This is a genomic window from Bacillus sp. SIMBA_008, assembly GCF_046535495.1.
Classification (GTDB): Bacteria; Bacillota; Bacilli; order Bacillales; family Bacillaceae; genus Bacillus; species Bacillus subtilis.
The window spans coordinates 1-257 of the sequence record NZ_JAWRWL010000776.1 but is presented as its reverse complement, the minus strand read 5'-3'; the positions used below and the strand labels follow the sequence as shown (position 1 = coordinate 257).

General features: G+C 34.2%; 1 protein-coding gene. It reads left to right on the top strand.

Going from position 1 to position 257, the window contains the following annotated elements:
• Positions 1 to 9: 9 nt before the first annotated feature.
• Positions 10 to 257, top strand: a 248-nt coding sequence (locus SB658_RS25405) for a hypothetical protein (RefSeq protein WP_410603206.1), incomplete at its 3' end; no start/stop codon positions are given.

Here is a 257-nt window from a genome sequence, read left to right as displayed (position 1 = left end):
ATGATATAAATGGCAGAACATCGTGAAGATGAAATCCGTACTTTGTTACGTGCATTTCAATTAGTAGGAGCGAGAGTTGTATTATTTTTGCCTTCATTTCACGTAGAAGGTTTTATTACTCGAATCGGAGAAACTTTTGTTACACTTCGTCGTGGTAATGGAGAAGGCGTAGAAGTTGAAAGTAATGATAATGGAAATGCACTTGAAAATCCTAACCAAATTAGTGTCAAAATTAGTGATATTTTATCAGTTAGTGA